22 protein-coding genes and 1 tRNA gene are annotated in these 25,702 nt (G+C 74.0%); 14 read left to right on the top strand and 9 right to left on the bottom strand.

What is annotated here, in order from left to right:
* Positions 1 to 51 precede the first annotated feature (51 nt).
* Positions 52 to 1,629: a DUF6851 domain-containing protein gene (locus KBY47_RS05765; protein WP_210919824.1), complete on the top strand. Its 1,578-nt coding sequence runs from the start codon at positions 52 to 54 to the stop codon at positions 1,627 to 1,629.
* 65 nt (positions 1,630 to 1,694) lie between these two features.
* On the opposite strand, the gene KBY47_RS05770 is transcribed toward KBY47_RS05765, so the two are convergent.
* Positions 1,695 to 2,972: an MFS transporter gene (locus tag KBY47_RS05770; protein ID WP_308405055.1), complete on the bottom strand. Its 1,278-nt coding sequence runs from the start codon at positions 2,970 to 2,972 to the stop codon at positions 1,695 to 1,697.
* A gap of 133 nt (positions 2,973 to 3,105) precedes the next feature.
* Between KBY47_RS05770 and KBY47_RS05775 the strand changes: the two genes are divergently transcribed.
* The 5 genes from KBY47_RS05775 to KBY47_RS05800 all read left to right on the top strand — a co-directional run bounded on the left by KBY47_RS05775 (position 3,106) and on the right by KBY47_RS05800 (position 8,782).
* On the top strand, positions 3,106 to 3,516 hold the full coding sequence (locus KBY47_RS05775; protein WP_210919825.1) for a DUF1275 family protein: 411 nt from the start codon (positions 3,106 to 3,108) through the stop codon (positions 3,514 to 3,516).
* Positions 3,517 to 3,661: 145 nt separating this feature from the next.
* A complete protein-coding gene (locus tag KBY47_RS05780) occupies positions 3,662 to 4,465 on the top strand; it encodes a 4Fe-4S dicluster domain-containing protein (RefSeq protein ID WP_210919955.1) in 804 nt (267 codons plus the stop codon).
* 41 nt (positions 4,466 to 4,506) lie between these two features.
* Positions 4,507 to 5,397, top strand: coding sequence for an NrfD/PsrC family molybdoenzyme membrane anchor subunit (gene nrfD / locus KBY47_RS05785; RefSeq protein WP_210919956.1), 891 nt, complete (start codon positions 4,507 to 4,509; stop codon positions 5,395 to 5,397).
* A 4-nt stretch (positions 5,398 to 5,401) separates the two neighbouring features.
* Entirely contained in the window at positions 5,402 to 8,659 is a 3,258-nt protein-coding gene (gene fdh / locus KBY47_RS05795) for a formate dehydrogenase (RefSeq protein WP_247694268.1), read from the top strand.
* Between the two features lie 27 nt (positions 8,660 to 8,686).
* Positions 8,687 to 8,782, top strand: a tRNA-Sec gene (locus KBY47_RS05800).
* A gap of 14 nt (positions 8,783 to 8,796) precedes the next feature.
* Here the strand turns inward: KBY47_RS05800 and KBY47_RS05805 are convergent.
* Complete coding sequence (locus tag KBY47_RS05805; RefSeq protein WP_210919827.1) at positions 8,797 to 10,569, bottom strand: SelB C-terminal domain-containing protein; 1,773 nt, start codon at positions 10,567 to 10,569, stop codon at positions 8,797 to 8,799.
* A gap of 5 nt (positions 10,570 to 10,574) precedes the next feature.
* Positions 10,575 to 11,927, bottom strand: a complete 1,353-nt coding sequence (gene selA, locus KBY47_RS05810; protein ID WP_210919828.1) for an L-seryl-tRNA(Sec) selenium transferase — start codon at positions 11,925 to 11,927, stop codon at positions 10,575 to 10,577.
* Between the two features lie 180 nt (positions 11,928 to 12,107).
* On the opposite strand from selA, the gene KBY47_RS05815 reads away from it, so the two are divergent.
* From KBY47_RS05815 to KBY47_RS05845, 7 genes are all read left to right on the top strand, one after another.
* Positions 12,108 to 14,954, top strand: a complete 2,847-nt coding sequence (locus tag KBY47_RS05815) for a Na+/H+ antiporter subunit A (RefSeq protein ID WP_210919829.1) — start codon at positions 12,108 to 12,110, stop codon at positions 14,952 to 14,954.
* Positions 14,951 to 15,379, top strand: coding sequence for a Na(+)/H(+) antiporter subunit C (locus KBY47_RS05820; protein ID WP_210919830.1), 429 nt, complete (start codon positions 14,951 to 14,953; stop codon positions 15,377 to 15,379). Before KBY47_RS05815 ends, KBY47_RS05820 begins: the two co-directional genes overlap by 4 nt.
* An 8-nt stretch (positions 15,380 to 15,387) precedes the next feature.
* The gene (locus tag KBY47_RS05825) at positions 15,388 to 16,881 is read left to right on the top strand and encodes a Na+/H+ antiporter subunit D (protein WP_247694300.1); all 1,494 of its coding nucleotides are present in this window, start codon (positions 15,388 to 15,390) and stop codon (positions 16,879 to 16,881) included.
* Positions 16,878 to 17,423 carry a Na+/H+ antiporter subunit E gene (locus tag KBY47_RS05830; RefSeq protein ID WP_210919832.1) on the top strand — a complete coding sequence of 182 codons (546 nt, stop codon included), beginning with the start codon at positions 16,878 to 16,880 and terminating at the stop codon, positions 17,421 to 17,423. The genes KBY47_RS05825 and KBY47_RS05830 overlap by 4 nt, the downstream gene beginning before the upstream one ends.
* Complete coding sequence (locus KBY47_RS05835; protein WP_210919833.1) at positions 17,420 to 17,686, top strand: monovalent cation/H+ antiporter complex subunit F; 267 nt, start codon at positions 17,420 to 17,422, stop codon at positions 17,684 to 17,686. Before KBY47_RS05830 ends, KBY47_RS05835 begins: the two co-directional genes overlap by 4 nt.
* Positions 17,683 to 18,075 (top strand): monovalent cation/H(+) antiporter subunit G, encoded by a 393-nt coding sequence (gene mnhG / locus KBY47_RS05840; RefSeq protein ID WP_210919834.1) that lies wholly within the window; start codon positions 17,683 to 17,685, stop codon positions 18,073 to 18,075. Before KBY47_RS05835 ends, mnhG begins: the two co-directional genes overlap by 4 nt.
* 119 nt (positions 18,076 to 18,194) lie before the next feature.
* Positions 18,195 to 19,409, top strand: coding sequence for a phosphodiester glycosidase family protein (locus tag KBY47_RS05845; protein ID WP_308405057.1), 1,215 nt, complete (start codon positions 18,195 to 18,197; stop codon positions 19,407 to 19,409).
* Between the two features lie 18 nt (positions 19,410 to 19,427).
* Here the strand turns inward: KBY47_RS05845 and KBY47_RS05850 are convergent, their stop codons facing one another.
* From KBY47_RS05850 to KBY47_RS05875, 6 genes are all read right to left on the bottom strand, one after another.
* Positions 19,428 to 19,622, bottom strand: coding sequence for a hypothetical protein (locus tag KBY47_RS05850; RefSeq protein WP_210919835.1), 195 nt, complete (start codon positions 19,620 to 19,622; stop codon positions 19,428 to 19,430).
* Between the two features lie 122 nt (positions 19,623 to 19,744).
* Positions 19,745 to 20,608 carry a phosphatidylinositol-specific phospholipase C/glycerophosphodiester phosphodiesterase family protein gene (locus tag KBY47_RS05855; RefSeq protein WP_210919836.1) on the bottom strand — a complete coding sequence of 288 codons (864 nt, stop codon included), beginning with the start codon at positions 20,606 to 20,608 and terminating at the stop codon, positions 19,745 to 19,747.
* Between the two features lie 182 nt (positions 20,609 to 20,790).
* On the bottom strand, positions 20,791 to 21,873 hold the full coding sequence (locus KBY47_RS05860) for an acyl-CoA dehydrogenase family protein (protein ID WP_210919837.1): 1,083 nt from the start codon (positions 21,871 to 21,873) through the stop codon (positions 20,791 to 20,793).
* The gene (locus tag KBY47_RS05865; protein ID WP_210919838.1) at positions 21,870 to 23,051 is read right to left on the bottom strand and encodes an acyl-CoA dehydrogenase family protein; all 1,182 of its coding nucleotides are present in this window, start codon (positions 23,049 to 23,051) and stop codon (positions 21,870 to 21,872) included. The genes KBY47_RS05860 and KBY47_RS05865 overlap by 4 nt, the downstream gene beginning before the upstream one ends.
* Positions 23,048 to 24,013 (bottom strand): NADPH:quinone oxidoreductase family protein, encoded by a 966-nt coding sequence (locus KBY47_RS05870; protein ID WP_210919839.1) that lies wholly within the window; start codon positions 24,011 to 24,013, stop codon positions 23,048 to 23,050. The genes KBY47_RS05865 and KBY47_RS05870 overlap by 4 nt, the downstream gene beginning before the upstream one ends.
* Before the next feature lie 88 nt (positions 24,014 to 24,101).
* Positions 24,102 to 24,686, bottom strand: a complete 585-nt coding sequence (locus KBY47_RS05875) for a helix-turn-helix domain-containing protein (protein ID WP_210919840.1) — start codon at positions 24,684 to 24,686, stop codon at positions 24,102 to 24,104.
* Positions 24,687 to 24,763: 77 nt separating this feature from the next.
* Here KBY47_RS05875 and KBY47_RS05880 point away from each other — a divergent pair, with 77 nt between their 5' ends.
* The gene (locus KBY47_RS05880) at positions 24,764 to 25,702 is read left to right on the top strand and encodes an NAD(P)/FAD-dependent oxidoreductase (protein WP_210919841.1); all 939 of its coding nucleotides are present in this window, start codon (positions 24,764 to 24,766) and stop codon (positions 25,700 to 25,702) included.

A 25,702-nucleotide genomic window follows, 5' to 3' on the forward strand; every position in this document is an offset into this window, starting at 1 on the left:
GGCTCGTTCGTCGGACCCACAAGGACGAGACAAAGGACAAGGGATACAGCCATGTCAAAAACCGGGCGTTCTCCCCTCTCGAACTTCACACTGGGGCGCAGGTCACTTCTCTTCGGCGCCACCGCGGCCGCGGTGATGGCCACCGCGGGACCCGCTGGCTGGGCCGCCGCCAGCCAGGGCGACGAGCCTCCGCCAGTCGATTTCGACCTCGATACCGACAATTACTTCGATTGGCTGGTACCGCAGGACGAAGACGCCGGAACGGCGCTCACTTCGGAGTATTTCGGCCAGATGGACGTGACCACATTCCTCTGGCTCAACCGCATTGCGGCGATCGCGGCATTCGACGCGGTAGCGCCGTACCACGAGACCGCGGTCGGTATCCACACCCGGATCCGGCGCCGTCCCTCCAGTGAGTCCGCCACCAACCGGAACATGAACACGGCCAGCCTGTACGCCGCGTTACGGGTGATGCAGTACGTGCTCGGCAGCAAGGCTCCCGACACCCTGGGGCAGGTGATGAGCGCGATAGGTCTGGACCCGGACGACAGGTCGGAGGACCCGGCCAGCCCGGTCGGCATCGGCAACCTCGCGGGGAAGGGCGCCTTCGAGGCGCACAAGCGGGACGGCATGAACTTCCTCGGCGACGAGGGCGGCCGCCGGTACAACCCGCGGCCCTGGGCGGACTACACCGGCTACCGGCCCGTGAACACCGCGTTCGACCTGGCCAACCCCTCGCGCTGGCAGCCGCAGCTCGGCCCCCACAACGGCCGCCGTGTCGGCGGTGGGCCGGGTGACATCGGTATCTACGTCGCGCAGCACATGGTCACCCCGCAGATGGGCCGGGTGCGGCCCCTGTCCTTCCGGGACCCGGGCGACTTCCCCATCGCCCGCCCCGACTTCAGCGACCACACCCGTCCGCGCGCCTACCGGCGGGCGGTGGACGAGGTCCTGGCGGCGTCGGCCGCGCTCACCGACGAGCAGAAGGTGTTCGCGGAGATCATGGACAACAAGCTGTGGGGCATCGGCCAGTCGGGCGTGGCCATCCTCCGCAAGCACGACCGGAACGGCGAGCAGGGCATCCACGGCTGGGTGCACTTCCAGCTCGAGCACGTGCTCGCGACGTTCGAGTCGGCGATCGTCGCCTGGCACCACAAGGTCAGGTACGACGCCGTACGGCCGGTCAGCGCGATCCGGCACGTGTACGGCAGCCGGCCGGTGACCGCCTGGGGCGGACCCGGCATGGGCACGGTCAACGACATTCCGGCCAGTGAGTGGCGGAGTTACCTGCCCACGGGCGACCACCCGGAGTACCCGTCGGGTTCCGCGCTGCTCTGCGGCGCCGCGTCACAGGCGGCGCGGCGCTACTTCGGCGACGACGTCCTGGACTGGAAGTTCACCGTCCGTGCGGGCGGGACGCGGACGGAGCCGGGGATCGCGCCCGCCAAGGACATCGAGATCCACTTCCCCACCTGGACCGACTTCACCAGGACGTGCGCCGACAGCCGGGTGTGGGGCGGGGTGCACTTCCAGAAGACGGTCGACAGGTCCGCCGCGATGGGTGAGCAGTTCGGCGATCTGGCCCATGAGTTCGTGCAGCGGCACATCAGGGGCGAGGTCAGGAGCTGATGCCGCCCCGGCTGCGGGCACGGCCACGGGCCCGCCCGCCGCCGGGGAACCCATGAAACGTTCGTTCACTGCACTGGTGTCCCCGGCGGGGCCGGAAGCGTCCGCCCCAGGCGGGCGAGCGGGGACAGCGCCATCAGCGCCGGGGACAGCAGCATGCCCACGGCGGCCACCAGGAGGCTGGTGCGCGTGCCCCACACCTCCGCGAGGAGGCCGCCGAGCAGCGAGCCGAGCGGGGTCAGGCCCATGCCGACGAAGTTGATCGTCGCGGCCACACGGCCCTGCATCGCATGGGGGGTGACGGTCTGCCGGACGGCCATGATCGTGACGTTCACCAGCTGGCCGAAGGCCCCGAAGACGAAGTTGACCGTGAGGAGCGCGGCGATCGTCACCGCGGAGGAGCCGTGCAGCGCGGGCACCAGCAGGAACGCGCCGTCGCCGAGCGCCGCCGCCGTGACGAGTACGACGCCGTGTCCGAAGCGGCCCGGCAGACGGGCGGCCAGCAGCGCACCCAGGAGCGCGCCCGGTCCGGTCGCGGCGAGCGCCAGCCCCACGGCGGTGCCCGACAGATGCAGGTCCCTCGGCAGGAACAGCAGGTAGACGGTCATCACGGCCGCGAAGGAGAACTGGAAGGCCGCCGACGCGAGGCACACCGCCCGCAGCGAGGTGTCGCGGACGACGAAGCGCAGGCCCTCCTGGATCCGCCGCCAGATCCGCGGCGGGCGCTCGGTGCGTTCCGGGACGGCCTCGTGGTGACCGATCCGGCGGATCGACAGGAACGACAGCGCGAAGAACGCGGCGCTGGACGCGGCGGCGACCGGTGCCGACAGCGTGGACACCAGTGCGCCGCCGAGGGCGGGGCCGCCGATCTGCGCTGCGGACCTGCTCCCTTCGAGCGCGCTGTTGCCCCGCACCAGCTGATCGCGTCTCACCAGCCGTACCAGCGACGCCTGGTAGGCGACGTCGAAGAACACGGACAGCGCCCCGACCGCGAAGGCGACGACGAACAGCGTCGGCAGGCCGAGCCAGCCGAACAGGCCCGCCGCGGCGGCGGCGCCCAGGGCCAGGGCCCGGCCGGCGTCCGTCAGCACCATCACCGTACGGGTCCGCCACCGGTCCACCCAGGCGCCGACGAACAGCGACAGCAGCAGGATCGGCGTCTGTCCCACCGCGCGCAGGGCGCCCAGCTGGTCGGCGCCGGCGTCGAGCGTCAGGACGGCGAAGAGCGGCAGGACCACCAGGCTCGCGTGTTCGCCGAGCTGAGAGGCAGTCTGACCGAGCCAGAGCCCGCGGAAGTCGCCGTTCCGCCACAGGCTCGCCGCATCAGGTCGTCCTGGATCGGACACGGGGGACCACGTCTTCGCTCCTCAGGAGTGACTCGTCGCCCGAACCGTAGCCCTCGCGCCACGGCACACGAAAGGCAATTTCCGACGCCGGGCTCGGCGCCCGGTTCCCCGGGCACCGCGGGCGGCGGCAACCGTGCAGACGGTGCTGGTCGCGGGCTCCGCGGCGGTCGCGGCGGGCGCCGCCGGCCGGCTCTCCACCGATGTGCGGTACGCCCTGATCGTGCTGCTGTCGCTCGCCATGGGCGTGCGGAACGCGGTCGCCCGGCGACTCGCCGTCCCCGGCCTCACCACCACGGTGCTGACGCTGACCCTGACCGGACTGGCCGCCGACCCCGCGACCGGCGCGGCGACCGCGGCGGTACGGCCCGGCAGGCGGCTGCTGTCCGTGCTGGCCATGTTCCTCGGCGCGCTGGGCGGCGGCGCGCTCGTCCCGCACGACCGTCTGGTCCTGCTGCTGACGCTGACCCTGCTGCTCCTCGCCGTGATCGCGCCGGCCGCCCACCGCTTCTCGCGCGGTGACGCCGACTGGGTGCGCCGACCCTGAGACCGTCCGCCGCCGGTTCCCCCGATCACCGTTTCGGCCGCGCGCGCCGGGGGCACCCGTGCCAGGCTCGGTACGAGTGAGGAGGTCGTAGGTGACGGAAGACACCGCCGCGCGGTCGTCCGGGTACCCGGACGGACAGCCGCGCATGGGCTTCTTCACGGACACCTCGGTCTGCATCGGCTGCAAGGCCTGCGAGGTCGCCTGCAAGGAGTGGAACGCGATCCCGGCGGACGGCCTGGAACTGACCGGCATGTCGTACGACAACACCGGCGGGCTGGGCGCCGACACCTGGCGGCACGTCGCCTTCGTCGAGCAGCGGGTGCCCGCCGACGTGGACGTCTTCACGGCCGCCCGTGACCTGGAGCCGGAGGGCCCCGGCGGCGAGCTGCGCTGGCTGATGTCGTCGGACGTGTGCAAGCACTGCACCCACGCCGCCTGTCTCGATGTGTGCCCGACCGGCTCGTTGTTCCGGACGGAGTTCGGCACGGTCGTCGTCCAGGAGGACATCTGCAACGGCTGCGGTTACTGCGTCCCCGCCTGCCCGTACGGCGTCATCGACCAGCGCCGCGAGGACGGCCGGGCCTGGAAGTGCACCCTGTGCTACGACCGGCTCGGCGTCGGCATGGAACCGGCCTGCGCCAAGGCCTGCCCGACCGAGTCCATCCAGTTCGGCCCGCTGGACGAGCTGCGCGAGCGGGCGGCGGGCCGGGTGGCCGCGCTGCACGCCACCGGTGTCACGGACGCCCGCCTCTACGGTGCGGACCCGCAGGACGGCGTCGGCGGGGACGGGGCGTTCTTCCTGCTGCTGGACGAGCCGGAGGTCTACGGTCTGCCGCCGGACCCGGTCGTCACCACACGTGATCTGCCCGCCATGTGGCGGCACGCGGCGGCGGCAGCGGTGTCGTTGGCGGCGCTGGCCGCCGTGAGCTTCGCCAGGGGGCCGCGTTGACCGCCACGCACCGCCGACGCCGGGGCCGCGGCGAGCGGCCGATGGTCCCCGAGGCGACGTTCGCCTCGTACTACGGCACCCCGGTCCTCAACCGCCCGACCTGGAAGGCCCTCGACATCGCGGGCTATCTCTTCCTCGGCGGTCTCGCCGGGGCGTCCTCGCTGCTGGCCGCCGGGGCCGAGGCCACCGCCCGGCCCGCGGTGGCCCGGGTGGCGAAGCTGGGTGCGGCGGGCGCGGTCTCCGCGTCGCTCGGGCTGCTGGTGCACGACCTGGGCCGCCCGTCCCGGTTCCTGAACATGCTGCGGGTCTGCAAGCCCACCTCGCCGATGAGCGTCGGTTCCTGGCTGCTGGCGGGCTACGCGCCGCTCACCCTGACCGCCGCCGCCACCGACGTGGCGGGCCGCTTCCGGATCGTGGGCCGGGCCGCCGCCCTGTCCGCGGCGGTGCTGGGCCCGGTGGTCACCACGTACACCGCGGTCCTCATCGCCGACACCGCGGTGCCGTCGTGGCACGACGCCCACCGGGAGCTGCCGTTCGTCTTCGCCGGTTCCGGTGCGACGGCGGCGGCCGGGCTGGCGCTCGTGGGCGCACCGGCCGGGCAGACCGGTCCCGCGCGCCGGATGGCCGTGCTGGGCGCCGCCCTCGAAGTGGGTGCCTTCCGGCTGATGCGGCGGCGCATGGGGCTGACGGCGGAGCCGTACGAGCGGGGCCTGCTGCGCGCGGCCGAGGCGCTCACGGCCTCCGGCGCCGCGCTGGCGGGCCTGCGGGGCGGCCGGGTGCCCGGCGCGGTCGCGGGCGCGGCGCTGCTGGCGGGTTCGGCGGCGCTGCGGTTCGGGGTGTTCCACGCCGGCGTGGCGTCCGCACAGGACCCGAAGTACACCGTCGTACCCCAGCGGGAGCGGCTCGCCGCCCGCGCGCGGGAAGGGACGTGAGGACATGGGCGTACGCACCTGGATCGACTCCTGGCCGGTCTACCGGCAGCTCACCGGCACGGACCCCCTCGGCCGGGGAGCCGCCGCGAAGAGCGGCGCCCGGCGCACGCCCCGGGTCGCGTCGGCGGACCGGGTGGTGAAGTCGGTCTGCCCGTACTGCGCCGTGGGCTGCGGGCAGAACGTGTACGTCGAGGACGACCGCGTCACCCAGATCGAGGGCGACCCCGACTCGCCCGTCTCCCGGGGGCGGTTGTGCCCCAAGGGCGCGGCGAGCCTCCAGCTGACGACCGGGGGCGCCCGCGAGCACCATGTGCTGTACCGCGCGCCGTACGCCGCCGAGTGGGAGCGTCTCGACCTCGACACGGCGATGGACATGATCGCGGACCGGGTGATCGAGGCGCGCCGGGCGGGCTGGCAGTGGGAGGTCGACGCGGCCCGCACCCGGCGCACGCTGGGCATCGCGAGCCTGGGCGGGGCCACGCTCGACAACGAGGAGAACTACCTGATCAAGAAGTTGTTCACCGCCCTGGGCGCCGTACAGATCGAGAACCAGGCGCGTATTTGACACTCCGCCACCGTTCCCGGTCTGGGAACCTCGTTCGGCCGCGGCGGCGCGACCACCTTCCAGCAGGACCTCCAGAACAGCGACTGCATCGTCATCCAGGGCTCGAACATGGCCGAGTGCCATCCGGTCGGGTTCCAGTGGGTGATGGAGGCCCGGGCACGCGGCGCGAAGGTGATCCACGTCGACCCGCGCTTCACCCGCACCAGCGCGCTGGCCGACCTGCACGTGCCGCTGCGCGCGGGCTCGGACATCGCCTTCCTCGGCGGGATCATCAACCACGTCCTGACGAACGAGGCGTACTTCCGGGAGTACGTGGTGGCCTACACCAACGGGCCGGTGATCCTGCGGGAGGACTTCCGTGACACGGAGGACCTCGACGGCGTCTTCTCCGGCCTCGACCCGGACGGCCGCGGCTACGACAACGACAGCTGGCAGTACGCGGGTACGGAGGTGCAGGCGGCGTCGGGCCAGCGGGACCAGCTGTACGAGCGGCGCACCGCCGTCGACGAACACGCCGTCGCGGAGGAGGCGGGCGGTGAGGCGCACGGCTCGGGCGGTCCCGACATCGGCGGCGGCGAGCCCGAACGCGACGAGACGCTGACCGACCCGCGCTGCGTCCTCCAGGTCCTCAAACGCCACTACGCCCGCTACACGCCCGAGGCGGTGGAACGGATCTGCGGTGTCCCGCGGGAGGTGTTCCGCCAGGTGTGCGAGCTGGTCACGGCGAACTCCGGTCGGGAGCGGACCACCGCGTTCGCCTACGCCGTCGGCTGGACCCAGCACACGGTGGGCGTGCAGTACATCCGCGCGGCCTCCGTGCTCCAGAGCCTGCTGGGCAACATCGGCAGGCCGGGCGGCGGCATCCTGGCGCTGCGCGGGCACGCCTCCATCCAGGGCTCGACGGACATCCCCACCCTGTTCAACCTGCTGCCCGGCTACATCCCCATGCCGCACGCGCACGAGAACCAGGACCTCGACACCTTCGTCCGCGCGGACGCCTCCCGCAAGGGCTACTGGGGCAACATGCGCGCCTACCTGGTCAGTCTGCTCAAGGCGTACTGGGGCGAGGCGGCGACGGCGGAGAACGACTTCCGCTTCGACTACCTCCCGCGGCTGACCGGTTCGCACTCCACCTACGAGACGGTCACGGCCCAGCTGGAGGGCGTGTGCAAGGGCTACTTCCTGATGGGCGAGAACCCGGCCGTCGGCTCCGCCAACGCCAAGATGCAGCGCCTGGGCATGGCGAACCTGGACTGGCTCGTCGTACGGGACTTCTCCCTCATCGAGTCGGCGACCTGGTGGCGGGACGGCCCGGAGATCGAGAGCGGTGAGCTGCGCACGGAGGAGATCGGCACGGAGGTGTTCTTCCTCCCGGCCGCCGCGCACATCGAGAAGGACGGCACGTTCACCAACACCCAGCGGCTGCTGCAATGGCATCACCAGGCCGTGGAGCCGCCCGGCGAGGCGCGCAGCGACCTGTGGTTCACGTACCACCTCGGACGGCTCGTCCGGCAGAAGCTCGCCGCCTCCACCGACCCGATGGACCGCCCGCTGCTCGATCTGACCTGGGACTACCCGACCAGGGGTCCGCTCGCCGAGCCGGATGCCGCCGCCGTCCTCGCCGAGATCAACGGCCACGGCCCCGACGGGACCCCGCTCGGCTCCTACGAGCAGCTCCGCGCGGACGGCTCGACGTCGTGCGGCTGCTGGATCTACTGCGGGGTGTACGCCGACGGGGTGAACCAGTCGGCGCGCCGCACCCCGGGCGCGGAGCAGGACTGGGTGGCGGCCGAGTGGGGCTGGGCCTGGCCCGCGAACCGCCGGGTGCTGTACAACCGGGCCTCCGCCGACCCGGAGGGCCGCCCGTGGAGCGAGCGCAAGGCACTCGTCTGGTGGGACGCGGAACGCGGCGAGTGGACCGGCCACGACGTCCCCGACTTCAAGAAGGACCAGGCACCCGACCACACTCCCCCGCCGGACGCCACCGGTCCCGAGGCGCTGGGCGGCACGGACGCCTTCATCATGCAGGCCGACGGCAAGGCCTGGCTGTACGTCCCGTCCGGCCTCACCGACGGCCCGCTGCCCACCCACTACGAACCGCAGGACTCCCCGTTCCCCAACCTCCTGTACGGCCAGCAGCGCAACCCGGTACGGCACTTGCCGCCCCCGCACCCCGACAACCGCTACCAGCCCGGCCCCGCCGACCCCGGCTCCCTGGTGTTCCCCTACGTCGCCACGACGTACCGCCTCACCGAGCACCACACCGCGGGCGGCATGTCCCGCTGGCAGCCCTACCTGGCGGAGCTGCAACCGGAGTTCTTCTGCGAGGTGTCACCGGCGCTCGCCGCCGAGCGGGGCCTGGAACACACCGGCTGGGCGACGGTCGTCAGCGCCCGCGGGGTGATCGAGGCGAGGGTCCTGGTCACCGACCGGATGCCGCCCCTGACCGTGCACGGCCGCCCGCTCCACCAGGTGGGCCTGCCCTACCACTGGGGCCCGAACGGCCACACCACCGGCGACGCCGCCAACGAACTGCTCCACCTCTCCCTCGACCCCAACACCCACATCCAGGAGGCCAAGGCCTTCGCCGTCGACATCCGCCCCGGCCGCCGCCCCCGCGGTCCGGCCGCCCCCGCCCTGGTACGCGCCTACCGGGCACGCGCGGGCATCGACGAGAACACCGGCAGGGAGATGTGAGCCGGCTCCGGTAGCCTGGCCGGGCGTGGAGGCGTGTGGGTGCCTGGTGGCCCTCCCGGTCTTCAAAACCGAGGTGCCCGAGGATCTCGGGCAGGCAGGTTCGATTCCTGTCCGCCTCCGCCATCGCCCCTGTCTCGCTACCGGCACCGGCGCCGCTGGTCGTCCACCCGTTCGGTGTAGCCGCGCGTGTCCAGGAACTCCAGCAGCGGTACGGCGACCCGGCGGGTGGTGTCCAGGGCGCGGCGGGCCTCGCTGGTCGTGAAGGGCTGGGGCAGGTCGCGCAGGACGGCGGCGGCCCGCGCGTCGGCGCCCGGCAGCAGGACGATGCCGTCGCCGACCTTCAGCAGTGCGCCCGCGGTGACGGCGGCGGCCAGGGCCTTGCGGGTGAGGCCGAGTTCGGTGAGGTGGTGTGCCTCGGGGGCGCGGAAGGGGGCCTCGGTCAGCTCGGCGCGCACGGTGTCGACGGCGGCGCTGAGGTGGGGCGGCAGGGCGGGGGCGGCGCTCGTGGTGCCGTACAACTTGCCGTTGCGCTGGTGCAGTTGGCGGTTTCCGGGGGTGGTGGTGAGCGCGTCGATCAGGGTGCGGTCGGGCAGCGCCAGGAGGCGGCGGGCCGCCTCGGTGGGCAGGCCGGGGTCGAGGGGGTCGCGGGAGGCGTGCCGGTCGACCTCCTGGGACAGGCGTTCGCGCAGCGCGGCCCAGTGGGCCGGGTCGGCCAGCCAGTCGCCGGTGACGGGTTCGAAGGGGGCGGGGACGCCCATGGCGTGGAGTTCGCCGCGGCGTACGAGGTGACGGCGGCGGAGTTCGGAGGCGGCGTCCGGGGTGCCGGTCAGGGTGGCCAGTTCGGCGGCTCGGGCGCGGGCGGCCCCGCGTCGGGTCAGCCGGGGTGGCCGTACGTCGAGGAGGGTCACCGCGGAGGGGGTGCGGGGGCCGCCCGGCTGCCGCAGCACCGCCCGGTCGCCGACGCGCAGCGGCAGTTCCCGGGCGAGGGTGAGGCGGGCGGTGTCGGTGCCGAGCGGGCGGACGGTCACGGGGACGGCGGCGGTGCCGAAGTGCAGGGTGGCCTGCCGGGGCAGTTCGGCGACGGGGGTGCCGGTGACGCGTACGTCGGTCACGGAGGTGGGCAGCCAGCGGCCTGGGGTGAGCAGTACCTGACCGCGCGTCAGCAGTCCGTCGGGGGCGCCGTGCACGTTGACCGCCACCCGCGCCACCGCGCCGACCTCGTCCCGGTCCTCGTTCAGGCACTGGAGGCCGCGCACCCGCAGCACCGTCGTGCCGTCCCCGGCCGTCAGCCGGTCGCCGACGCGGAGGGTGCCCGCGGCCAGGGTGCCGGTGACGACGGTGCCGTGTCCGCGCACGGTGAAGGCGCGGTCCAGCCACAGCCGGACGTCCGCGTCGGCAGGGGGCACGGGCAGGGCGCGGGCCAGCCGGGACAGTTCGGCGCGCAGCGCGCTCAGGCCCTGCCCGGTCACCGCGCTGACCTCGACGCAGGGCGCGGCGCCGAGGGAGGTCGCCGCGAGGCGTTGGGCCGCGTCCGCGCGCACCGGCGCCGGGTCGGCCAGGTCGCCGCGGGTGACGGCGAGCACGGCGTGCCGGACGCCGAGGGCGTGCAGGATCTCCAGGTGTTCCTGGGACTGCCGCTGCCAGCCCTGGTCGGCGGCGACGACGAACAGCACGGCGGGCACCGGGCCGACGCCGGCCAGCATGGTGGCGACGAAGCGTTCGTGGCCGGGCACGTCGACGAAGGCGAGGGGTTCGCCGTCGGGCGGGAGGCCGGTCCAGACGAAGCCGAGGTCGAGGGTGAGGCCGCGGCGCCGTTCCTCGGCGAGCCGGTCGGGTTCCATCCCGGTCAGCGCCCGCACCAGCGCGGACTTGCCGTGGTCGACGTGCCCGGCGGTGGCCAGCACCCGCATGACGGCTACCTCCCGGCCGCCGACCGCACTGCGGCGGCCAGCCGTTCGTCGTCCGCTTCGGGCACGGTCCGCAGGTCGAGCAGGCAGCGCCCGCTCGCCAGCCGTCCCACCACGGGGTCCGTCCCGGCGCGCAGGGCGGCGGCGTACCGCTCGGGCAGCGACAGCGCGGCGCTGGGCAGGGTGACGCCGGGCGCTCCCCCGCCGCCGACGGTGGCCTCGCTGTCGACGGCGTGGGCGTCGACGCCGTCCTCCGTGAGCGCGTGGGCGAGCCGTTCGGCGCGCTGCCGCAGCCGCGCCGGGTCGGCGGTCAGCGCCTCCCCGGTCGGGGTGCCGGGCCCGGTGAGGGTGGCCTCCAGGGCGGCCAGGGTCAGCTTGTCCACGCGCAGGGCGCGGGCCAGCGGATGCCGGGCCAGGGTGCCCACGACGTCCTGTGCGCCGAGGAGGAGGCCGCACTGCGGACCGCCGAGGAGTTTGTCGCCGCTGGCGGTGACCAGGGCGGCCCCGGCGCGCAGTTGGGTCTGCGCGTCGGGTTCCCCGGGCAGCAGGGGGTGCGGGGCGAGCAGGCCGGAGCCGATGTCGACGACGACGGGGACGCCCAGCGGGACGAGTTCGGTGATGTCGGCGGCGCGGGTGAAGCCGGTGATCCGGAAGTTGGAGGGGTGCACCTTGAGCACGAAGGCGGTCCGCTCCCCGACGGCGGCGGCGTAGTCGGCGGGTGTGGTGCGGTTGGTGGTGCCGACCTCGCGCAGCCGGGCCCCGGTGGAGACCAGCAGGTCCGGCAGCCGGAAGCCGTCCCCGATCTCCACGAGTTCACCGCGGCCGACGATGATCTCCCGTCCGGCGGCGAGCGCGGTGGCGGCCAGCACCAGGGCGGCGGCGCCGTTGTTGACCACGTGCGCGGCCTCGGCGGACGGCACCCGCTCGCGCAGGGCGGCCAGTGCGGTACGGCCGCGCCGGGCGCGTACGCCGGTGGTCAGGTCGAGTTCGACGTCGGTGGGTCCGGCGGCCTCGGCCACGGCCCGGCGGGCGGCGGCGGACAGCGGGGCGCGGCCGAGGTTGGTGTGCAGCAGCACACCGGTGGCGTTGACGACGGGGCGCAGTCCGCCGGCGGTGCGCGGCAGCAGGGCGACCGCCGTGTCGGCCACCTCCTCCGGTGTGACGGCGCCCCGTCGCGCCCGCTCCTGGGCCTGCCGGACCGCCGACTTCACGGGCGTCTCGCCGAGCCGGGCCGCCGCCTCGCGCAGCCGTGGGTCGCGCAGCAGGGCGTCGGTGCGCGGGACCCGGCGGCGCGGGTCCGACGGCGGTGCGTCCACCTGGTGGTCCACGGGCCCCTCCGTAGTGCTGTGCGCGGCCTCCATCGTCCTCCAGTGCCCCGGGCCGCTCGTGGAACACGCCGGGCAGGGCCGATTGCGCGGGCGATGTCGCGGCAAAGGGTTCATTTTCCGCCGCGCCGGGCACCCGGCCGCGTCGCGGGTGGTAGATCCCCCGCGTAGGCCGGGCAGGGACGAGCGGTTCGCCGCGGAGGGGTTGGTGCTGTCGTGCTGTTCCTGCTGGCCGCCCACGCCGTGGTCGCGGTGGCGATCTGGTGGGGGCGGCGGCGGCTCGGCGGCTCGGTGTGGGCGGTGGCCGCGCTGGTGCCGCTGGCGGTGGTGGTCTGGGCGGGTGCCCTGACGGGCGGGGTGCTGGACGGTGAGGTCCACACCGAGTCGCTGGCCTGGGCGCCGTCGCTGGGACTCACCGTGGATCTGCGGCTGGACGCGCTGTCCCTGCTGATGCTGTGGATCGTCGCCGGGGTCGGGGCGCTGGTGCTGCTGTACTGCCGGTACTACGTGGAGCGGGACGCCGGACGGCTGGCGGCGCTGCTCCTGCTGTTCGCGGGGGTGATGGCGGGCCTGGTGCTGTCCGACAACCTCTTCGTCCTCTACGTCTTCTGGGAACTGACCACGGTGGTGTCGTTCCTGCTGATCGCCGGGCACGGCGAGTCGGCGGCGGAGCGGCGGGCGGCCCGGCAGGCGCTGCTGGTGACGACGGCCGGCGGCCTGGTGATGCTGCTGGGCTTCGTGCTGCTGGCGCGGGCGGCGGGTACTGCGCGGATCTCCGCGATCGTCGCGGACCCGCCGCACGGCGGCACGGTCACCGCGGCCGTGGTGCTGGTGCTGATCGGGGCGTTCGCCAAGTCGGCGCAGTTGCCGCTGCACGGCTGGCTGCCCGCGGCGATGGTGGCGCCGACGCCGGTGAGCGCCTATCTGCACGCGGCGGCGATGGTGAAGGCGGGGGTCTATCTGGTGGCCCGGCTGGCGCCCGGGCTGGCCGAGGTCGCTCCGTGGCGGCCGATGGTGCTCGGGGTGGGGCTGACGACGATGGTGCTGGCGGCGTGGCGGGCGCTGCGCGCGCTGGACCTGAAGCTGCTGCTGGCCTACGGCACGATCAGCGAACTGGGTCTGCTCACCGCCCTGCTGGGCGCGGGGACGCGGACCGCGGCGATCGCGGGGACGGTGCTGCTGACGGCGCACGCCGCGTTCAAGTCGGCGCTGTTCCTGTCGGTGGGCATCGTGGACCACCGCACCGGCACCCGGGACGTGCGCGAACTGTCGGGTCTGGGCCGTCGTATGCCGATGCTGTGCGCGGTGGCCGTGCTCGCGGCGGCGTCCATGGCGGGGCTGCCGCCGCTCGTCGGCTATCTGAGCCATGAGGCCGCCATCGAGGCGTTCTGGCACGGCGGTGAGCTGGCCGCCCAGGGCTGGCTGACGGCGACGCTGGTGGTGGGCTTCGCGCTGACGGTGGCGTACAGCGCGCGGTTCGTGCGGGGCGCCTTCGGCGGGCCGCCCGCGGAGGTCGTCGAGCGGGCGGAGCGGCCGGAGCCCCGGTTCCTCGCGCCGGTGGCCGTGCTGTCGGGGGCGGGTCTCGTCCTCGGGGTCTGGTACCCGGGGACGGCGGCCGTCGCGGAGGCGTACGCCGACGTCTTCCCGCCGGGTCCTGACGGCCCGTACGAACTGGCGCTGTGGCACGGGTTCACGGCGGTACTGGGGCTGTCGGCGCTGGCGCTGCTGCTCGGCGGTCTGCTGCACGCGTGGCTGCGGCGGCTGCCGTACGGCTCCGCGGGACGGCTGCCGAGCCTCCCGGACGCGCAGCGGCTGTACGACCGTGCCGTCGCCGGTGTGGACCGGGTGGCGGTCGCCGTCACCGGCCGCACCCAGGTCGGGTCGCTGCCGGTCTATCTGACGGTGCTGCTGGCGACGGTGGTCCTGGTGCCCGGGGTGGCGCTGGCCGCGGCGGCGCCGACGCTGGGCTCACCGTCGGCGTGGTGGTCACCGGTGGAGCCGGTGCTCGGGGTGCTGGTGCTGGCCTCGGCCGCGGCGGTGGTGGCCGCGCGGCACCGGCTGACCGGTGTTCTGCTGGCGGGTGCCGTCGGCTACGGCGTGGCGGGGATCTTCCTGGTGCGCGGGGCGCCGGACCTGGCGCTCACCCAACTGCTGGTGGAGACGATGACGCTGGTCGTGGTGGTGCTGGTGCTGCGGCGGATGCCGTCGCGGTTCAGCCCCGGCCGGACACGGACCCGGGCGCGGCTGCTGCGCGCGGCGGCGGCCTGCGCGGTCGGGGTGTTCGTCATCTGCTTCGCGCTGGCGGCGTCCTCTGCGCGCAGGGCGCCCGCCGTCTCCGGTGAGCACGTGCGGCGCGCCGAGGAGGCGGGCGCCCACAACGTGGTGAACGCGATCCTCGTCGACTTCCGCGCCCTGGACACCCTGGGCGAGATCTCGGTGCTGCTGGTGGCGGCGGTCGGTGTGGTGAGCCTGGTGCGGGTGCCGGGCCGGGGCCGGGCCCGGATGCCCTCGGAAGCCCGGCGGGATGCCTTTCCCACCGCGCACTGGGACGAGCCCGCCGGGACCTGGCTGCCCGGGGCCAAGGAGCGGCCCGGCGGTGAACGTTCGGTGCTGCTGGAGGTGGTGACCCGGCTGCTGTTCCCGTCGATCCTGGTGCTCTCCCTGTTCCTGCTGTTCTCCGGCCACTACGACCCCGGCGGCGGCTTCGCGGCCGGTCTGGTGGCGGGTCAGGCGTTCGTGCTGCGCTATCTGGTGGGCGGCCGGGCCGATCTGGGCGCCGCGGTGCGGGTGCACTCGGGCGTGGTCGCGGGTTCGGGTCTGCTGCTCGCGTCCGGTGTCGGGCTGTTCCCGCCGCTCGTCGGGGGCGCGCCGCTGGAGAGCACGGTGCTGACGTTCCATCCGCCGCTGCTGGGCACCGTGAAGTTCGCGACCAGTCTCCTCTTCGACATCGGCGTCTATCTGGTGGTCGTCGGGGTGACGCTGAAGCTGCTGTCGGCCGCGGGCGTGTCACTGGGCCGGGCTCCGGCACCCGAGAAGGAGACGACGAAGGGAGCCACCGGGTGAACACCATCGACGTCACCCTGTCCGTCGTGGTCGGCGGTCTGTTCGCCGTGGGGTTCTACCTGATGCTGCAACGCTCGCTGATGCGGATCGTCCTCGGGTTCATCGTCCTCGGCCACGGAACCAACCTGTTGCTGCTGGTCGCGGGCGGTACGCCGGGGCGGCCCCCGGTGACGGACGGCAAGGCGGCGGACCCCTCGCGGTACGCGGATCCGCTGCCCCAGGCCATGGCGCTGACGTCGATCGTGATCACGTTCGCCCTCACCGCGTTCCTGACGGCGCTGGCGTACCGCTCGTGGCGGCTGTGGGGCAACGACGAGGTGCGCGACGACGTGGAGGACCGGCGCATCGGCACGTTCGCCGAGCGTGCCGGGCATGCCCGGCACGACGACCGCGCCGGTTCGGTGTCACGGGAGGAGGACCGGTGAGGGCGACGATGCTGGCGCTGCCGGTGCTGCTGCCGCTGTGCGGCGCCGGGCTGTCGCTGCTCGGGCCGCACCGGGCGGCGGTGCGGGCGCTCAGCGGTGTGGTGCTCACCGTGGTCCTCGCCGACGCGCTGGCGCTGCTGGTGCTGGCCGACCGGGACGGGCCGCAGGCCGTGCACATGGGCGGCTGGCCCGCGCCGCTCGGCATCACCCTGGTCGCCGACCGGCTGTCGGCGCTGCTGCTCAGCGTCTCCGCGCTGGTGTCGCTGGCGGTCCTGGGCTTCGCCGTGGGCCAGGGCACCGCGGAGCACCGCCGCCGTACCGCGCGCGTCTTCCACCCGGCGTACCTGGTGCTCGTCGCGGGCGTCGGCCTGGCCTACCTCTCCGGTGACCTGTTCAACCTGTTCGTCGCCTTCGAGACGATGCTGGCGGCGTCGTACGTGCTGATCACGCTGGACGCCGACCGGGACCGCACCCGCGCGGGCATGACGTACACCATCGTCAGCCTGACCTCGTCGCTGCTGTTCATCACTCTGATCGCGCTGGTGTACGCGGCCACCGGCACGGTCACGCTGGCGCAGCTCGGCCCGCGGCTGGCGGAGCTGGACGACGGGCTGAGCGGTGCGCTGGCGCTGCTCACGCTGACGGTCCTCGGCATCAAGACGGCGCTGGTGCCGCTGCATTTCTGGCTCCCCGACAGCTACCCCACCGCGCCCGCGCCGATCACCGCGGTGTTCGCCGCGCTGCTGACGAAGGTCGGCGTGTACGCCGTGCTGCGCACGGAGACGCTGCTGTTCCCGCGCGACGGGCCGTGGCCGCTGCTGGCCTGGGTGGCGATCGCGACCCTGCTGACGGGCATCCTGGGCGCCCTCGCGCAGGACGACCTCAACCGGCTGCTGTCCTTCACCCTGGTCAGCCACATCGGTTTCATGCTGTTCGGTCTCGCCCTGTTCGACGTGCGCGGCCTGACCGGCACCATCCTGTACGTCGTCCACCACATCGTCGCCCAGGCGGCGCTGTTCCTCGTCGCGGACCTGATGGTGCGCCGCTCCGACACGGCGTCCCTGTCCAGGATGGCGGGGCGGCCGGCGCCGGGCGCGCTGGTCGCCGTACTGTTCGCGCTTCCGGCGATGAGTCTGGCGGGCATTCCGCCGTTCTCCGGTTTCGTGGCCAAGCTGGCGCTGCTGGAGGCCGGTGCCGATGACGGCGGGGCGGTGTCGTACGCCCTGCTCGGGGCAGCCGTGCTCACCAGCGCGCTGACCCTGTACGCCATGACCCGGGTGTGGACGGCCGGTTTCATGAAGCCGCCGCGTCCGGAGCGTGGGCCGTCGGTGCGCACGCGCGGGGCGTGGCTGATGCTGGTCTCCGCGGCCGGGGTGACGGCGGCGGGGCTGGTGATCACGGTCGGCGCGGGGCCGCTGGCCCGGCTCGCCGAGCGGGCGGCGCACGATCTGATCAGTCCGCAGGCGTACCGGTCCGTCGTCCTGGGCGAGGGGGAGCGATGAGCGGCGCCGCGGGACTGCGCCGGGTGGGACGGCACCTGCCGATGGTGGGCTGGCTGTGGCTGCTGTGGATCATGCTGTGGGGGTCGCTCGGCCCGCGGGTGCTGGTCGGCGGCGCGGTCGTCGCGGTCGTGGTGGTGGCGGTGTTCCCGCTGCCGGCGGTGCCGGGGTGGCTGCCCCGGCCGCTGGCCGGAGTACGGCTGCTGGTGCGGCTGTTGGCGGATCTGGTCGGCTCGGGCGTCGTGGTCGCCTGGCAGGCGGTACGGCACGGGCCCCGGACCAGCGCCGCGATCGTGGAGGTGCCGCTGCGGGCCGACGACGATCTGCTGATCACGGCCGTCGCCGAGGTCGCCACGATGTCTCCCGGGACGCTGGTGATGGAGATCGACCGGCGACGGCGGCGCCTGTACGTGCACGCCCTGCCGGTCCGCGACGCGCGCGGCGTCGAACTGCGCAGGGAAGAGGTCCGGTCGGTGGAGCGCACGGTCGCGCGGGCCATGGGCCGCTCCGACGGCACCCGAGACTCCGGAGGGAACCGACGATGAACACGCTGTACGCCGTCACCCTGGGCCTGCTGTCGGCGGCCGCCCTGCTGACGCTGGTGCGGCTGGTGCGCGGTCCGAGCGCGCTGGACCGGGTCATGGCGCTGGACGTGGTCGTGACGCTGGTCGTCGCGGGGACGGCGGTCGGCATGGTCCTGCGTGCGGACGCCACTCCCGTGCCCGCGCTGGTGGTGCTGACGCTGCTGGCGTTCATCGGCTCGGTGACGGCGGCGCACCTGGTGGAGAAGCGGGAGGGCATGCGGTGAGCGTCGTCCGGGACGTGGTGACCGCGGTGCTGTTCCCGGCCGGTGCCCTGTTCTGTCTGCTCGGCGCGGTGGGCCTGCTGCGGTTCCCGGACACCGGGAGCAGACTGCACGCCGCGGCCAAGGCGCAGACGCTCGGTCTGCTGCTGGTGCTGCTGGGGGCGGCCGTGCAGCTTCCGGCCCGGCACGCGCCCGTGCTGGTGCTGGTCGCGGTGTTCCAGATGCTCACCGCCCCGGTGACCAGCCAGATCATCGGCCGCACCGCGTACCGGATCGGTGATCTCGACCGCCGTCCGCTGGTGCGTGACGAACTCGCCGACCGGCTCGCCGAGGACGGCACACCGCTGCCCGGGGCGGACACCCCTCGGGCCGATCACGACGCGGAGCGGTGAACGGGCCCTCGTAGCCCTCCGTTCGTGCGTGGTTCGGCGCGTGGCACCGCCGCGGTCCACCGCCGTCTGCTGCACTTCTCCCTGTGACCAGGACGGTTGACGGACCCTCAGGGGGGACTGTGACGGGCAGGGGACTGCTGGCGTTGCTGACGGCTCTCGGCGCGCTGGCCGGGGCCGGCCTGGTGGGGGCGGCCCCGGCCGCCGCCGTGGACGGCGGCACCCAGGTGGCGCCGGGTGTGCGCTACGAGCGGTTCGACGTGGCCGCGGTCGGCGGGCCGACGCGTGTGCATGTGCTCCGGGTCGATGTGAGCGACCCCCGGGTGCGTCTCGGCCTGCTGTACCCGGGGACGGTGGCGGCGCGGGCCACGGTGTCGTCGCTGGCCGACGGCGCGGGCGCGGTCGCGGGTGTCAACGGGGACTTCTTCAACATCACCGAGGTGCAGCACCCGGGTGTCGAGGCGACCGGCGCGAGTTCCGGTCCGGCGATCGCGGCCGGTCGGGCGCTCAAGGGCGCGGTGCCCGACGCCCAGCGCTTCGGCCCGGCGTTGCCGCCCGGCACCAGCGCCCGGGACGTCATCGGTGTGGGGGACGACCGGCGGGCCCGGCTGGACCGGCTGACGCTGGACGGCACCGTGCGCACCCCGCAGGGTGCGCTGCCGCTGGGCGGGCTCAACCAGTACGCGCTGCCGGAGGGTTCGGTCGGCGCGTTCACGTCGGCGTGGGGCGGCGCCTCCCGGGTGCGCGCCACCTGCGGCACGGACACCGACCGGGCCGCGCCGTGCAGCACGGACACCTACGAGGTGACGGTGCGCGGCGGCCGGGTCGTGTCGGCCTCCGGCACTCCGGGCGGCGGGCCCATCGGTGCCGGGACGACGGTGCTGGTCGGCCGGGAGGCGGGCGCGCAGCGGCTGCGGAAGCTGTCCGAGGGAGAGCCCGTGCGGGTGGGGTACCGGCTGGTGGCGTCCGCGAGCCGGGTGCCGTACCGCTTCGCCGTCGGCGGCTATCCGGTCCTGGTGGACGGTCAGCCGCTGCCGGGGCTGAGCGACGCCACCCCGGCCGTGCGCACCGCCGCCGGGGTCTTCCGCGGCGGACGCGGGCTGCTGCTGCTCGCGGTGGACGGGGCGCCCGCGTACCGCACCGGTCTGACGGTCGCCGAACTGGCTGACGTGATGCGGCAGCTGGGGTCGGCCGACGCGTTCAGCCTGGACGGCGGCGGCTCGTCGGCGCTCGTCGCGCGGGAGCCGGGCGCGGCGCGGGTGACGGTGCGCAACAACCCCTCCGACGGCACGGAACGGCCCGTGCCGAACGGCATCGGGGTGTTCTCGACGCCCTGAAGCGACCGGGCGGCGGCCTCAGGGGCGCAGACTGCTGACCAGGTCGGCGGTCGCCGTGAGGCCGCTGCTGATGGTGGGGGCGACGCTGGTGCCGGCCAGGTAGAAGCCGAGCAGCAGGCACACCAGGGCGTGCGAGAACTTCAGCCCGCCGTTGCGTACGAAGATCACCGCCAGGACCAGGAGCAGCAGCACCACAGAGATGGAAACGGCCATCGTCACACTCCTCCGCCACGCCGCACTTCCGGTTCACGGCGTTCGGCCGCAAGTGTGGCGTAGCGGGGGGTTCGTCCGGGCGGCTGACCTGTCCTCCGATCGTGTGGTCTTGCCGCGGACCGTCAGAGCGCCCGGTGGGCGTCGAGGAAGGCCTCAAGGCCCGCGAGGTCGTCGGTGTTGAGGTAGTCGACGTCGGCGGCGAGCAGTTCCGTCCACAGCGCGTCGCGCTCCGGCCCCGGCAGGTCGGGGGTCGCCCAGAACCGCACCTGCTGGCCACGTGCGTGCGCCGTGCCGGTGATGGCGTGCAGCTTCTCCCGTTCGGCCGCGGGGAACGCGCCGACGCCCCGCCAGGTGAAGTGGTTGGTCCAGTTGTCGCTGATCAGCGAGATGAACGAGGCGGGCGCGGGGCCGCCGAGGTCGGCGAGGCGGCCGTCGTAGAAGGCGCGGCGCGTGGTCTGCGCCGCCATGGGGACGCGGGCGGCGCGGTCGCCGGAGATGACGGCGGTGACCGGGCCGCGGCGCACCCGGCCGTGCGCGTAGGTGGTGAACAGGTGCTTGTAGCGCCGCAGCTGACGGTCGAGTTCGAGGTAGGTGGCCGAGCCCTCGGTCTTGAGGTCGATCAGGAGCTGGAGGGGGTGGTGGTGGCCGCGGTAGATCCAGCCGTGTCCGGCGCGGACCCGGGCGGCGAGCGGTTCGAGGTAGAGCGACTCCAGGGTGCGGGCCGGGTCGAGGTCCTCGGGGTCGTGGGCGACGAGGAGTTGGTCGCCGACCAGGTAGATGTCGGCCTCGACGCTGCCGAAGCGGTGGTCGAGGGCGTCGAGGAGGGGGCGCGGGTGCTCGTAGTCGTTGTGGGCGTGGGCCCGCCACAGGGGGCGCGGGCCGCGGCCCCGCTCGCCCGCGAGGGCCTGGGTGGCGGGCAGCGCGAACGAGCCCGCGAGGGCGGCGCCGAGGGTGGTGAGGGCTCTGCGGCGGGTGGTGAGGGCCATGTCTGCCTCCCGAGGGGTGCCGGACGGGACGCAGGAAGTATGCGGCCGTTCGGCCCTCGAAAGGCCTGTACATGCCAGGAGTTGGCTGGACCGCCGCCATGAGTTCACCCCTGCCGCTCGGCGCGCACGGGAAAGCCCGCCCCAGGTGGGACGGGCTTTCCCGGCTGAACGAGCGGTGTACGTCAGGGAGTCGGCAGGGCCACCAGCTCACCGACGGCCTGCCGGTGGGCGCCCGCCGTGCCGTACGCGATCGAGTCGGCCTTGGCGCGCTTCAGGTACAGGTGCGCCGGGTGCTCCCAGGTCATCCCGATGCCGCCGTGCAGTTGCAGCGCCTCCTCGGCGGCGCGCACCGCGACCGGCGCCGCGTACGCCTGCGCGACGGCCACCGCCAGGTCGGCCTCCGCGCCCGTGGCCAGCGCGTCGGCGGCGTTGCGGGCGGCGGCCCGCAGGTTGACGACCTCGAGCCACAGCTGGGCGAGCCGGTGCTTGAGCGCCTGGAAGCCGCCGACGGGCCGGTTGAACTGCTTGCGCTCCTTCAGATAGCGCACGGTCTCGGTCAGCGCCCACTCCGCGACGCCGAACTGCTCGGAGGCGAGCAGCCCGGCGGCACTGCGCAGCGCCCGTCGCACGGCGGGTTCCGCGTCGCCGAGCCGCCGCCCGGACGCCCCCTCGAGGGTGACCGTCGCCAACGGCCGGGTCAGGTCGAGCGACACCTGCGGGGTGACGGTCACGGCGTCGGCGTCCACGGCGTACAGCCCGCCGTCGTCCGCGGGCACCAGCAGGACGTCCGCGACGGCCGCGTCCGCGATGCCGGTCAACTCCCCGCGCAGGGTGCCGTTCTCGGCGCGTACGGTCTTCCAGGCCCCGCCCGGGGCGAGGTGCAGGGCGACGGCGAGGGCGCCGATGCGGCGGCCGGCGGCCAGCTCGGTGAGCAGGTCGTCGGCGCCGCAGGCGAGCAGGGCCTCGGTGGCGGTGACGGCGCTGGTCAGGTAGGGCACGGGGGCGACGGCGCGGCCCAGTTCCTCCAGGACGACGGCGGCCTCGCGGTGGGTGGCGCCCTGACCGCCGAGCGCCTCGGGCACCAGCAGACCGGCGAGGCCCATGCCGTCGGTGAGGGCCTTCCAGGTCTCGCGGTCGTGCGGCTCGTCCGACTCGGCGCGGGCGAGGACACCGGCGGCGTCGCAGTGGTCGGCGAGCAGATCGCGGACGGCTGCGCGCAGGGCCTCTTCCTCCTCGGTGTAGAGCAGGTCGGGCTGTGTGCTCATCGGGCGAGGTCCTTCCAGGCGACGTCCTTGTCGGTGCGCGGCTCGGCGGGCAGCCCGAGGACGCGCTCGGCCACGATGTTCAGCAGGACCTCGCTGGTCCCGCCCTCGATGCTGTTGCCCTTGGCGCGCAGATAGCGGTATCCGGCGTCCCGGCCGGTGAAGTCGACCTGGTCCGGCCGGCGCATGGTCCAGTCGTCGTACAACAGGCCCTCCTCACCGCGGAGTTCGACCTCCAGGCCGCTGATCTCCTGGGCGAGCCGGGCGAAGCCGAGCTTCATCCCGGCGCCCTCGGGCCCGGGGTGTCCGGCGGCGAGCTGCTGGCGCAGGCGTTCGCCGGTGAGGCGGGCGACCTCGGCGTCGACCCAGAGCTTCAGCAGCCGCTGGTGGAGGTCGTGGGTACGCAGTTCGGGGCGTTCGCGCCAGGTGGCGGCGATGGGGCCGATCATGCCGCCCTCGCGGGGCAGCCGCATGCCGCCGATGGCGACGCGTTCGTTGTTGAGGGTGGTCTGCGCGACCCGCCAGCCGTCGCCGACGTCGCCGAGGCGCCGGGAGTCGGGGATGCGTACGTCGGTGAGGAAGACCTCGTTGAACTCGGCCTCGCCGGTGATCTGCCGCAGCGGCCGGACCTCGACGCCGGGGTCGGTCATGTCGCAGAGGAAGTAGGTGATGCCCCGGTGCTTGGGCACGTCGGGGTCGGTGCGGGCGATGAGGATGGCCCAGCGGGCGACATGGGCGCTGGATGTCCACACCTTCTGCCCGTTGACGACCCACTCGTCGCCCTCCCGGACCGCGCGGGTGCCGAGCGCGGCGAGGTCGGACCCGGCGCCGGGTTCGCTGAACAGCTGGCACCAGACCTCCTCGCCCGTCCACAGCGGGCGCAGATAGCTGCGCTTCTGCTCCTCGGTGCCGTAGTGGAGGATCGTCGGCGCGGCCATGCCGAGGCCGATGCCGATGCGCCGGGGGTCGTTGTCGGGGGCGCCCGCGGCCTCCAGTTCGGCGTCCACGACGGCCTGGAGGGTGCGGGGCGCGCCGAGTCCGCCGAGGCCCTCGGGGAAGTGCACCCAGGCGAGCCCGGCGTCGAAGCGGGCCCGCAGGAACTCCAGGCGGTCGGTGCCGGCGGGCGGATGCGCGGCCAGGAACTCCTGGGTACGGCGGCGCAGTTCGGCTGCGTCGGTCATGCTGCTCCCTCCGTCACGACGGCGATCCGGCCGGTGGTCACCCCGTCCGCCACCCGCTGCACGGCGGTGGCGGCCCCCTCCAGCGGCACCCGCTCGCTGACCAGCGGCCTGACGGCGCCGCGCGCGGCCAGTTCGGTGAGCTGCCGGTGGCACTCCTCGACCAGCCCCGGGTTCTTGGTGTTGTACAGGCCCCAGTGCAGGCCGAGGATCGAGTAGTTCTTCACCAGGGCGTGGTTGAGGCCGGGACTGGGGATGGTGCCGCTGGCGAAGCCGACGACCACGATCCGGCCCTCGAAGGCGACGACCTTGGCGGACTGGGTGTAGGCGTCACCGCCCACGGGGTCGTAGATCACGTCGGCGCCCCGTCCGCCGGTGGCCTCCTTGACCACGGCGACGACGTCCTCGGCACGCCGGTCGATCACCACGTCACAGCCCAGCTTCCGGGCGACGGCGGCCTTCTCGGCGCCGCCGACGACCCCGATGACGGTGGCCCCGGCCGCCTTGCCGAGCTGCACGGCGGCGCTGCCGACCCCGCCCGCGGCGGCGTGCACCAGCAGGGTCTCGCCGGGTTCCAGGCGGGCCCTGCGGTGCAGGGCGAACCATCCGGTCTGGTAGCCGATGTGCAGGGCGGCGGCCTCCGCGTCGTCCAGCGTCTCCGGGGCGGCCCGGAGCCCGGCGGCGTCCGCGACGGCGTACTCGGCGAAGCCGCCGTGCGGCAGCGCGGGGTTGCCGATCACCCGGCGGCCGTCCTCGGTCTCGCCGCAGACCTCCACCCCGGGGGTGAACGGCAGCGGCGGCTTGACCTGGTAGTGGCCGCGGCACATCAGGGCGTCGGGGAAGTTGACGCTGGCGGCGCGCACCTTCAGCAGGACCTGGCCGTCGCCGGGGGTGGGCCGCGCCACTTCGGCGAGGCGCATCACCTCGCCCGGCTCGCCGTTCTCGTGCACTTGCCATGCCTGCATGCGGGGCCTCCACGGGGGACTGCTTCGTCTGACCGGGGTCGGTTCGCATACTAAGCGGTCGCTTGCCGCCCTGTGAACAGGCGAGGGGTCACTCGTCTTCGGCACGCCGCTTGGGCCGCGCCCGCACATGCATCCGCTCCCCCTGCGGCCCGAACAGGCTCAGGAACTCGGCGGGCCCCTCCCCGGTCGACCCGAACCAGTGCGGCACCCGGGTGTCGAACTCGGCGGCCTCCCCCGCCGTGAGCACGATGTCGTGGTCGCCCAGGACCAGCCGCAGCTTCCCGGACAGCACGTACAGCCACTCGTACCCCTCGTGCGTGCGCAACTCCACCACCCGCTCCTGCTGCGGCTCCAGCACCTTGAAGGCCTGGAGCCCGCCGGGCTGGCGGGTGAGCGGCCAGTGGGTGCGCCCGTAGCGGCAGATCGGCTCGGACCGCACCCTCGGGTCGCGCACCGGCGGCGCGCCCACCAGGTCGTCCAGCGCCACCCCGTGGGCCTGCGCGATCGGCAGCAGCAGCTCCAGACTGGGCTTGCGCAGTCCGGACTCCAGCCGGGAGAGCGTGCTCACCGAGATGCCGGTCGTCTCGGACAGCGAGGTCAGCGTCACCTCCCGCTCCTTGCGCAACTGCCGCAGCCGGGGGCCCACGCCTGCCAGGACTTCGTCGGTACTCATGTCTTCATTGCAGTTTCGGCAAACGTATTTGTCAATTGCTCGACGGGCGCGCGACGGTGTGCGTGGAGGTGGTCACCATGACCGAGAAGACGGATCAGTACGAAGTCGTAGTGGTGGGCGGTGGGGCCGCGGGCCTGTCCGCCGCCCTCGTCCTGGGCCGGGCCCGGCGCCGGACCCTGGTGGTCGACGCGGGTGAGCCGCGCAACGCGCCCGCCGCCCATATGCAGGGCTATCTGTCCCGCGACGGCATGCCCCCGGCCGAGTTCCTGGCCGTGGGCCGTGAGGAGATCGCGCGGTACGCCGTCGAACTGGTCCGGGACGAGGCGGTGGACGTCACCGCGGGCGAGGGCTTCGCCGTCGCGCTGGCCGGCGGGCGGACCGTGCGCGCCCGGCGGCTGGTGGTCACCACCGGCCTGGAGGACGAGCTGCCCGACGTGCCCGGCGTCGCCGAGCGGTTCGGCCGGGACGTGCTGCACTGCCCGTACTGCCACGGCTGGGAGGTCCGCGACCAGGCGTTCGGGGTGCTGGCGGGCAGCGTGATGCCGGTCCACCAGGCGCTGATGGTGTCGCAGTGGTCCAAGGACGTGACGCTGTTCCTGCACCGGATCGCGGAGGAGGAGCTGGCGGACGACGAGCTGCGCCGCCTCGCCGCGGCCGGGGTGAAGGTCGTCCCCGGCGAGGTCGCGGGCCTGGAGACCACCGACGACCGGCTGACCGGCGTACGGCTGGCCGACGGGACGGTGCACGAGCGGTCGGTACTGTTCGTCGCGCCGCGTGCGGTGCCCCGGACCGGGTTGCTGGAGCGGCTGGGCGCCGAGCTGACCGAGACGCCCTTCGGCGCGTACCCGGTGGTGGACCCGACCGGGAAGACGACCGTGCCCGGGGTGTGGGCGGCGGGCAACGCGATGGGCTTCGCCGAGCAGGTGGTGAACGCGGCGAGCGGCGGCTACCGGGCCGGGGCCACCATCAACGGCGAGCTGCTGATGTCGGACCTGGACGCCGCGCTGGAGGTGTAA

The organism is Streptomyces sp. B93, assembly GCF_018070565.1.
Classification (GTDB): Bacteria; Actinomycetota; Actinomycetes; order Streptomycetales; family Streptomycetaceae; genus Streptomyces.

Excerpts from the sequence above, each read along its gene's own strand:
- KBY47_RS05855 (WP_210919836.1), bottom strand. The coding sequence starts at position 20,608 with ATGGCCCTCACCACCCGCCGCAGAGCCCTCACCACCCTCGGCGCCGCC.
- KBY47_RS05830 (WP_210919832.1), top strand. The coding sequence starts at position 16,878 with ATGAGCGGCGCCGCGGGACTGCGCCGGGTGGGACGGCACCTGCCGATG.
- nrfD (WP_210919956.1), top strand. The coding sequence starts at position 4,507 with ATGGTCCCCGAGGCGACGTTCGCCTCGTACTACGGCACCCCGGTCCTC.
- KBY47_RS05805 (WP_210919827.1), bottom strand. The coding sequence starts at position 10,569 with ATGCGGGTGCTGGCCACCGCCGGGCACGTCGACCACGGCAAGTCCGCG.
- selA (WP_210919828.1), bottom strand. The coding sequence starts at position 11,927 with ATGGAGGCCGCGCACAGCACTACGGAGGGGCCCGTGGACCACCAGGTG.
- KBY47_RS05880 (WP_210919841.1), top strand. The coding sequence starts at position 24,764 with ATGACCGAGAAGACGGATCAGTACGAAGTCGTAGTGGTGGGCGGTGGG.
- KBY47_RS05765 (WP_210919824.1), top strand. The coding sequence starts at position 52 with ATGTCAAAAACCGGGCGTTCTCCCCTCTCGAACTTCACACTGGGGCGC.
- KBY47_RS05850 (WP_210919835.1), bottom strand. The coding sequence starts at position 19,622 with ATGGCCGTTTCCATCTCTGTGGTGCTGCTGCTCCTGGTCCTGGCGGTG.
- KBY47_RS05870 (WP_210919839.1), bottom strand. The coding sequence starts at position 24,013 with ATGCAGGCATGGCAAGTGCACGAGAACGGCGAGCCGGGCGAGGTGATG.
- KBY47_RS05865 (WP_210919838.1), bottom strand. The coding sequence starts at position 23,051 with ATGACCGACGCAGCCGAACTGCGCCGCCGTACCCAGGAGTTCCTGGCC.
- KBY47_RS05875 (WP_210919840.1), bottom strand. The coding sequence starts at position 24,686 with ATGAGTACCGACGAAGTCCTGGCAGGCGTGGGCCCCCGGCTGCGGCAG.
- KBY47_RS05825 (WP_247694300.1), top strand. The coding sequence starts at position 15,388 with ATGCTGGCGCTGCCGGTGCTGCTGCCGCTGTGCGGCGCCGGGCTGTCG.
- KBY47_RS05860 (WP_210919837.1), bottom strand. The coding sequence starts at position 21,873 with ATGAGCACACAGCCCGACCTGCTCTACACCGAGGAGGAAGAGGCCCTG.
- KBY47_RS05780 (WP_210919955.1), top strand. The coding sequence starts at position 3,662 with ATGGGCTTCTTCACGGACACCTCGGTCTGCATCGGCTGCAAGGCCTGC.
- KBY47_RS05835 (WP_210919833.1), top strand. The coding sequence starts at position 17,420 with ATGAACACGCTGTACGCCGTCACCCTGGGCCTGCTGTCGGCGGCCGCC.